At 26.9% G+C, this 9,718-nt stretch carries 6 protein-coding genes; 5 read left to right on the top strand and 1 reads right to left on the bottom strand.

Translation table 11 applies throughout. The annotated features are described in order from the left end of the window. The first annotated feature begins 189 nt into the window (after positions 1-189). The 5 genes from KQI77_RS01355 to KQI77_RS01335 all read left to right on the top strand — a co-directional run bounded on the left by KQI77_RS01355 (position 190) and on the right by KQI77_RS01335 (position 6,964). Complete coding sequence (locus KQI77_RS01355; protein WP_216387550.1) at positions 190-1,611, top strand: DEAD/DEAH box helicase; 1,422 nt, start codon at positions 190-192, stop codon at positions 1,609-1,611. A 31-nt stretch (positions 1,612-1,642) separates the two neighbouring features. Beyond that, positions 1,643-2,536, top strand: coding sequence for a tetratricopeptide repeat protein (locus tag KQI77_RS01350; RefSeq protein ID WP_216387548.1), 894 nt, complete (start codon positions 1,643-1,645; stop codon positions 2,534-2,536). A gap of 382 nt (positions 2,537-2,918) precedes the next feature. Continuing rightward, the gene (locus KQI77_RS01345) at positions 2,919-4,445 is read left to right on the top strand and encodes an alpha-amylase family glycosyl hydrolase (RefSeq protein WP_216387546.1); all 1,527 of its coding nucleotides are present in this window, start codon (positions 2,919-2,921) and stop codon (positions 4,443-4,445) included. Positions 4,446-4,527: 82 nt separating this feature from the next. Continuing rightward, the gene (locus KQI77_RS01340) at positions 4,528-6,015 is read left to right on the top strand and encodes a glycosyltransferase family 39 protein (protein WP_216387544.1); all 1,488 of its coding nucleotides are present in this window, start codon (positions 4,528-4,530) and stop codon (positions 6,013-6,015) included. Positions 6,016-6,100: 85 nt separating this feature from the next. Then, the gene (locus KQI77_RS01335) at positions 6,101-6,964 is read left to right on the top strand and encodes a hypothetical protein (protein ID WP_216387542.1); all 864 of its coding nucleotides are present in this window, start codon (positions 6,101-6,103) and stop codon (positions 6,962-6,964) included. A 177-nt stretch (positions 6,965-7,141) separates the two neighbouring features. Here KQI77_RS01335 and KQI77_RS01330 read toward each other — a convergent pair whose 3' ends face one another. Then, a complete protein-coding gene (locus tag KQI77_RS01330) occupies positions 7,142-9,232 on the bottom strand; it encodes a glutamine synthetase III (protein ID WP_216387541.1) in 2,091 nt (696 codons plus the stop codon). Positions 9,233-9,718: the final 486 nt, after the last annotated feature.

Raw genomic sequence — 9,718 nt, 5'->3', positions numbered from 1 at the left:
ATACTTTTTGGGGAAAGGGGCAATTATCTCATTTTTTATTATCTTTGTGAAAATTATTTATAAAATATAATTGAAAAGGGGTTGTGAAAAAATGATTTCTCATTTTTTCACAGCCCCTTTTTTTATTTTAATTTTTATAAAAAATCTGATATTATATAGTAAGATTATAATAATATATGGAGAAAAAATATGAATATAAACTTAAGTAGTGAAATAAATAGAGCAATAAAAACATTAGGGTATGATAAATTTACTAAAGTTCAAGAAAAAGTTATTCCAGAGGCATTATTAAATAAAGATTTAATAGTTAAAGCTCAAACAGGTAGTGGTAAAACTGCTGCATTTGTTATACCTATTTGCGAAAAGATAAAATGGGAAGAAAATAATCCTCAATGTTTGATTCTTAGTCCTACAAGAGAACTTGCAATACAGACAGCAGAAGAGGTAAAAAATATAGGTAGATATAAAAGAATAAAGGGGGTTAGCATATATGGAAAAGCACCTTTTAAGGAACAAGAAAGAGAATTAAAAGGAAAAACCCATATAGTAATAGGGACACCTGGAAGAGTTTTAGATCATATAGACAGAAAAACATTAAATACTAATTCTATAAGGTATTTAGTTATAGATGAAGCAGATGAAATGTTTAATATGGGATTTATAAGACAGATAGAGGCTGTTTTTAGAAGGATTCCAAAGAGAAGAGTTACTATGTTATTTTCTGCAACTATTAATGATGAGATTAGAGAGTTGTGCAATAGATATATGAATAGACCTGTCAATATTGAAATAGAGTCTAAAAATATAACAGCAGATAATATAGAGCATATTGTATATGAAATTTCTGGAACTGAGAAGTTAAAATATTTAAACAATATATTAATTAAAGAATTACCTAAACAATGTGTTATATTTTGTAGGACTAAAGATAATGTTGAGTTAGCATATTCTTTCTTACAAGATAAAGGATATTCAGTAACTAAAATTCATGGCGGAATGATGCAAAAGGACAGAATAAAGTCTATGGAAGAATTTAAAAAAGGAAATTATAGAATGTTAGTGGCTACAGATATTGCTGCAAGAGGTATAGATGTTGATGATATAAGTCATGTTATTAATATAGATATTCCAGTAGAGAAAGAGGCATATGTTCATAGAATTGGTAGAACAGCTAGAGGAGAAGGTAAAATAGGTAAAGCTATAACTTTTAAAACACCATATGAAAATAATATGCTAGAAGATATAAGAGAATTTACTAAACTTCCATTAAACATACACTCATTAGATGAACTAGAGAATGTTAATTATGACAAAGTAAATGTATTAAAAACATGTGTCAAGAAAAATATATCAAAAAAAAGCAATATTAATAAAGGTGTGACCAAATTATATTTTAATGGTGGAAAGAAGAAAAAAATTAGAGCGGTAGATTTTGTAGGAACAATATCTAATATAGCAGGGATTAACAGTGAAGATATTGGGATTATAGACATTCAAGATATAGCGTCATATGTTGAAATATTAAACAATAAGGGCAAGATTGTATTAGAAGCAATGAAAAATAAGACAATAAAAGGTAAGAAGCTTAAGGTTGAAATTGCTAGAAAATAAATATGGAAAGTGTGTTTAGAAAAATAGAGTTATGGAGAATAAGAATTATCTATATAGAAATTATATAAATATAGCTAGAAGATGTGTGGAAGAGAAAAATGATATAAAGGCGCTTAAGTTTTATAAAAAAGCATATGATTTAGAGATAGGAAAAAAAGATATAGATTTATTATTAGATATGGCATTATTATATGATAAGATTGGCTTAAAGGAAAATGCAATTAAAAGATATCTAGAGGTTTTAGAAATAGACAATACCTATGCAAATGCTTATTATGGATTAGGTGTTATATATGATGAACTAGAAGAATATGATGTGGCTATAGAATATTATGAAAAGGCGCTAAAATATAATCCTAATTATGATAAAGCCTATTTCTTTTTGGCTAATATTTATGATGAATTAGGTGAAAAGGAAAAAGCAATTAATTATTATGAAAGATCTATAGCCATAAATAATAAAGATATATGGGCTTATGCTAATATTGCATGTATATATGAAGAAATGGGTGAAAACTTTAAGGCATTAGAATATCATAAAAGAGCACTTGCTTTAGATGAAGAAGATTATAGATTGTTATTTAATATGGGTGTTATATTGAGAAAATTAAATAAAATATCTGAAAGTATAGAATATTATAATAAATCAATTGAAAAGAATATAAATTATCCTAATGCATACCTTAACCTAGCTGTGCTTTATAAAGATTTGAATGAATATGATAAAGCAATTGATATATTATCTGAAGGAATAAAAAATACTAATGAAGATTACCTATATTATCACAGAGGATGCACTTATGTTAAAATGTGTGAATTAGAATTAGGGAAAAAAGATATAGATAAAAGTATAGAGCTTAATGATTTTTTTATAGAATATTCTAAAAATGATGAAGATTTAAAATCTCTGTGGAACAAAATCTAAGGTTATCATAGATCTTTAAATTTGAATTTTAATTTATTACTTGAATGAAAAAATAATAGGAGCAGTTTATGTTAAACTGCTCCTATTATTTACGTATATTGAAAGGAATTTTTAAATAAGATGTTTAAAAAAAAGGGACATGATGTGCAAATATAAAACTTTTCTGTGGGAAGAATTATTTAAAACACATCATCTAGTAATTAATGTAAACCTTTACTATGATTTTATTATACACTTTGTTTTGGAGAGTGTCAATAGGTTTTGGAAAAAATTATATAAAATGTTTAATGAGTAAAGTTTAATATGAATAGAAATGCTTAAATAGTTATAAAATGTACTATTTTGTGGTAAAATATAGACAGATTATTGTAGGAGGAAAGACATGAAAAAGATAAAAAGAATATTTATTAGTATAATACTAGCTGTATTTTGTGTAAGTTTAATGTCTTGTGGAGAGGTGAAACAAGATACAACTCAAAAAAATTATGATGGAAGAGTTTTTTATGAAATTTTTGTAAGATCATTTAATGATTCTGATGGAGATGGAATAGGTGATTTACAAGGAGTAATTGATAAGCTTGATTATTTAAAGGATTTAGGTGTTAATGGAATATGGCTTATGCCTATTTTACAATCAAGTACTTATCATGGATATGATGTAGATGATTATTATTCTATTGATGATGAATATGGTACTATGGAGGATTTTGAAGAGTTACTTAAAGAAGCTCATAAGAGAGACATAAAAGTTGTTATGGATATGGAATTAAATCATACTTCAGTTAATAATGAGTGGTTTAAGAGTGCTCGTGAAGGAAAAGATAGTGAATATAGAGATTATTATATTTGGACAGATGATATGAGTAAAGAGGGAGAAGTATCTCCTATGAATACAAAGGCATGGTCTAGAAATGGAGATAAGGAAGAACTATATTATAGTATATTTTGGAGCGGAATGCCAGATTTAAATTATGACAATCCAAAGGTAATGGAGGAAGCTAAGAAGATATGTAAGTTCTACTTAGATAAGGGAGTAGATGGTTTTAGATTTGATGCAGCAAAATGGATATATAACGATACAGATAAGAATGTTAAAATGTGGTCAGAACTTAGTGATTATTTAAAATCAGTAAACAAAGACTGTATAGAAGTAGCAGAAGTATGGGATTCTCCATATAATACTGCACCTTATACAAAGGCATTAGATTCATTCTTTGAATTTTCAACAGGAGAATATATAACAAATAGAATTAGAAAACAATCTATTTCAGGTTTCGTTAATGATTATGTTCAAGTAAAAGACATATATAAAGAAGAAAATAAAAAATTTATAATGGCACCTTTTTTAACTAATCATGATCAAGACAGAATTGCAGATACATTAACAGATACATATCAATTAAAGATGGCAGCAGCTATGTATCTAACACTTCCAGGAACACCATTTATATATTATGGTGAAGAAATAGGAATGAAAGGTTCTGGTGTAGATGAAAATAAGAGACAACCTTTTGTATGGTCAAGCAAAGATAAGGGCTTAAATACATCTTGGGAAGATATAACATTCGATACTTCAAAAATAGCTTTAAATGTAGAAGAAAAAGATAAAGATTCATTATATAATTTTTACAAAGATATATTAAATGTAAGAAATAAATATAAATCATTAAGATATGGAGAAATAGACTCTTTAGATAGTGAAGATACTAATGTAATGGGAATGATTAGAAGTTATGATGATGAAACTTCTTATGTACTAATTAACGGAAATATGGATGAATGTGAAATACAATTACCAAAAGGTAAGTATTATGTAGCTTATAGTAATGATAATAGAGAAGAAGATTTAAAGAGTGATGGAAAGATTAAACTTAAAGGTGAAGAGATAATGATATTAATAAAAAAATAGAATTAATTCTTTAGATAAAGTTCCTATAAACATAATAAGTTTATAGGAACTTTTAATAAATATAATAATTGGAGTTATAAGTATGAAGAAAATTATTAGAAATAGAAAAAAAGATATATATGCTTATGTGGGGATATTTTTATCAATAATAATTGCTTTTTTTATTGCATATTCAATAGGCGTTGAAGACAATGTGACTATGATAGAAACAGTTATGATATATTCTATTTTAATAATAATATGTATAAGCATTTATATGACACGTAATAGTGTTCATAAAATTAATTCAATAATTAAGATGGTAATAATTATAGGAATTATTATGAGAATAGGTTATATGTTATATACCCCTTGTAATATAAGAAGTCATGATTTATGGGGATTTGATAAAAGCTTAGGAGGACACTCAGGATATATTATGTATATATTAGATGGAAGTCTTCCAGATAGTAATTTTAGGCAATATTATCATCCACCACTATTTTATGCATTAAGTGCATTTATGATTAAAATTATTAATCCTATTTTAAAGGAACAAGAAATGTTAAAAATAATAGATATAGCAAAGATAGTATCCTGTACAGCATCTTGTTATGTTCTTATGTTAACATATAAAATATCAAAAGAAATAAAGCTTGGAGATATTGGACAACTATTAGCGGTAACAATAATTGCCTTCTTGCCTAATTTTTATCTGTTAGCTGGAAGAGTAAATAATGATTCGCTTGCTATATTTTTTATGGTACTTGCAATATTGTATACTATAAAATGGTATAGAGAGGTTAATGTTAAGAATACTGTAGTGCTTGCAATGGTTTTTGGATTTGGTATGATGACAAAGATATCTGTTAGTGTTGTTGCTATATTTACAGGAATAGTTATGCTTATAAAGGGGTATAATTATTTAAAGAATGGACAAATCAAAACTATATTATTGAACTATCTTTTATTTGGAATAATAGCATTACCGTTAGGATTGTGGTATCCTATGAGGAATTTAATTAAGTTTAAGCAACCGTTTAATTATGTTTTAGATATAAATGCACCTAATAGTGCAATATATTGTGGAAATCATAGCATAATTGATAGATTATTTAAAATACCTTTTTCTAAGATGTTTAAGGATATATATAATAATCCATTTGGAGACTATAACATTACTATTTATTCAATTAAATCAGCATTATTTGGTGAATTTAAATTTGATGTTCCTAGTATATTGCCTAGGGTTTTATTAGGGATTTTTATTATATTTAATATATTTGTGATTATTTCGCTTTGCATCACTATTAAATCAAAAGTTAAAAACAAAAGTATTTTAATAGCATATATTGCAAATATGATTTTACAAATAGGAGCTTTTATAAGTTTTAATATAAGATATCCTTATGGATGTACAATGGATTATAGATATATTGTACCTACAGCTATTTTTAATGCATTACTTATTGGATATACTTCCACTATACTAGAGGGTAGAGCTAAGGTTTATAAGATTTATAATTATATAGCATGTGTAATTATTGTAACATTTTCGATATTTTCGATAGTTATGTATACGGAGATATAATAAATTAAGTTTCTTAAGGTAGTTTAACCATATAAAATATGATAGAATTATATTAATAAAAAAAGAAAAAGGGTGGAAAGATACTGTGAATTGGATTAATAAATTAGAACGAAAATTTGGTAAACATTATATTAAAGATTTAATGGTTATAATAACAATTGGTAGTGCTGCAGTTTATTTATGCGCTATGGTTTTTGGTACTGGTTTTTTAAGTTATTTTAACTTAGATCCAGGGAAAATACTACAAGGGCAAGTATGGAGGCTTGTTACTTTTTTATTTGTAACTCCATCAAATTCGGTATTATATATTTTTACTATATATTTTTACTTTATTGCAGGTTCATCTCTAGAACGTGTTTGGGGTGAGTTTAAGTTTAATGTATATTATTTTATATCAGTAATAAGTACTATTTTAGTTGCATTTATATCTTACTTTTTATATAAAAACGGAGTAAATTTAAATGTATCAAATGCATTGCAGTATTACAGTAACTTATATTTAGCTGCAACTACTATGAATTTATCATTATTTTTAGCTTATGCTAAGATATATCCAGATGCTCAAGTTTTACTATTTTTTATATTACCAATCAAGATAAAATATTTAGGATATTTTAACTGGGCTATAATAGCATTAGATTTAATTAAATGTATAATTAATATGAACATAAGTGGAATATTGTTTGTATTAGTTCCTTTAGTTAATTATTTTATATTCTTTGGAAAGAATAACTATAGAGAAGGAAAGATGAAAGCAAATTCAGTAATAAGAATGAAAGATTATAAGAAAAAGGTTAATGCAGGTAAGAAGTATTATATTCATAAATGTGAAGTATGTGGAATAACTAATGAAGATGATCCAGATATGGAATTTAGATATTGTAGTAAATGCAATGGTAAGCATTGTTATTGTGAGAAACATATATTTAATCATAAGCATGTTGAATAAAAGTATATATAAAATCCAATGTTATTTGTATGTGATTAATATTATATTTATTATTAATATCAATATTATATGTTTTCATAAATAGCATAATTTTATTAAGTATTTTAAATATAAAAAAAGAAGTTATCTCTTAATAGAGATAGCTTCTTTTTTTATAATATCTTTTAAATTGTAATCTTAACGATAGAATAATAAGTCAGAGTAAGTTGGGAATGGCCAATATTCTTTTCCAACTAAAGTTTCTAGCTTATCAGCATATACTCTAGCATCTTCCATAGCAACTAATACAGTTTGGTTGTAATATTTAGCTAAAGCTTCTACATCTTCTATATCAGCAGCTTTCTTAGTAGCATCATCTAACTTATTAGTAGCAGTATATAAATTATTAGCTAATTCAGATATTTCTGTTAATAATGATTTTTCCATTTCAGCTGTAATACCACAAGATGCTTTTCCGTTAATAGTTTCAGTTAAATCTTTCATATAATCAACTACTGCTGGAATAACTTGTTTTCTTAACATATCTGTTTCTGTTAAAGCTTCTATGTTGATAACTTTTGAGTAGTTTTCAAGAGATATTTCACATCTTGATTCCATTTCAGCCTTTGTATAAACACCGTGTTTTTCAAATACTTTGATGTTTTTCTCATCACAATAATGAGGTACTGCATCAACTGTTGATTTTAAGTTGTATAAGCCTCTCTTTTCAGCTTCAACAACCCATTCATCAGAGTAGTTGTTTCCGTTGAATATGATTCTCTTATGTTCTTTGATAGTTTTCTTTAATAATTCATTTAATGCTGAATCAAAATCAGCTGCACCTTCAAGTTCATCAGCAAAATCACTTAATGCTTCTGCAACTATAGTGTTTAACATTACGTTAGGACAAGCTATGTTGTTAGTAGAACCTAACATTCTGAATTCGAATTTGTTACCTGTAAATGCAAATGGAGATGTTCTATTTCTATCTGTAGTATCCTTTAAGAATGAAGGAACAACATTAACACCTAAATCCATTTTAGCTTGGTCTTTATGAGTGTAAGGAGTACCATTTTCAATAGATTCTAATATTCCGTATAAATCGTCACCTAAGAACATAGATACTATAGCTGGAGGAGCTTCGTTAGCACCTAATCTGTGATCATTACCAGCATCAGCAACTGATACTCTTAAAAGATCAGCATATTCATCTACTGCTTTTACAACAGCACATAAGAAAGTTAAGAATTGAATGTTGTTTTCAGGAGTCTTTCCTGGTTCTAATAAGTTTTCACCTAAATCAGTTGACATAGACCAGTTATTGTGTTTACCAGATCCGTTAACACCATCGAATGGTTTTTCATGTAATAAACATACTAAACCATGTTTCTTAGCAACTCTTTTCATTATTTCCATTGTTAATTGGTTATGGTCATTAGCAACGTTAGTTGTTGAGAAGATAGGAGCTAATTCGTGTTGTGCTGGAGCAACTTCGTTATGCTTAGTTTTTGCTAATATTCCTAATTTCCATAGTTCCCTATCTAAATCTTTCATATATTCAGCAACTCTTGTTTTGATGTTACCAAAATAATGATCTTCTAATTCTTGTCCCTTAGGAGCCATAGCACCTAATAAAGTTCTTCCTGTAAGAATTAAATCTAATCTTTCATTGTAATCTTTTTGATCGATTAAGAAATATTCTTGTTCAGGTCCTACAGTTGTTATTACTCTTTTTGCTTCTGTATTTCCTAATAATCTTAATACTCTTATAGCTTGTTTACTTAATGCTTCCATAGAACGTAGTAATGGAGTTTTCTTATCAAGAACTTCACCGCCGTATGATAAGAATACTGTAGGGATACATAATGTATCATCTTTTATAAATGCATAAGATGAAGGGTCCCAAGCTGTATATCCTCTAGCTTCGAAAGTAGCTCTTAAACCACCTGATGGGAAACTTGAAGCATCTGGTTCTCCTTTGATTAATTCTTTTCCTGAGAATTCCATTATTACTTCGCCATCAGCAGCAGGAGATATAAATGAATCATGCTTTTCAGCAGTTATTCCAGTCATTGGTTGGAACCAGTGAGTATAGTGTGTAGCACCTTTTTCAATAGCCCAATCTTTCATTGCGTTTGCAACAACATTAGCTACATCAAGAGTTAATGTCTCGTTGTTATCTATAGCCTTTCTTAATTTTTTGTAAGTGTCTTTTGGTAATCTTTCTTTCATTACTCTGTTATTGAATACTAATGATCCAAATAATTCAGGTATGCTTTGAGTAGTCATAAACAAATTCCTCCCTTAAAAATATGTCTTTCAATTATAGTTTGTAATATTGGTTTTACTTAAATGTTAATCTTTTAATATATTATACATAAATTCATATGTAAGTACAATATTAAAAAAAGACGCTATACGACCCTTAAATCGTCTAGCGCCTTTGCTATAATTCATATACATATTATATACACAAAAGATTAAAAAAAGCAAGAGAATAATAAAATTTTTTAAGAATATGAAGTTTGGATTCTTAAAAAGGGTATGTTTCTTTAAATAATGAAGTTTTTAAGTCTTTTTTTTTAAAAAAAAAGTTTTATAGCTTATTTTTTCAAAAACAAAAATATCATCATTATTACTATATATATGTAGTAACCAGTAATAAAGAGTAAATAATTTTCGAGTTAATAATCTCCATAAATGTAATAAATTATGGTATAATTATATTAGGAAAAACCTTAATTTTACTATGTTTATGGAGATTTTATTATGATA

Source organism: Clostridium sp. MSJ-8 (assembly GCF_018918325.1).
Taxonomy (GTDB): Bacteria; Bacillota; Clostridia; order Clostridiales; family Clostridiaceae; genus Clostridium.
This window is presented reverse-complemented; position numbering and strand designations above follow the sequence as displayed.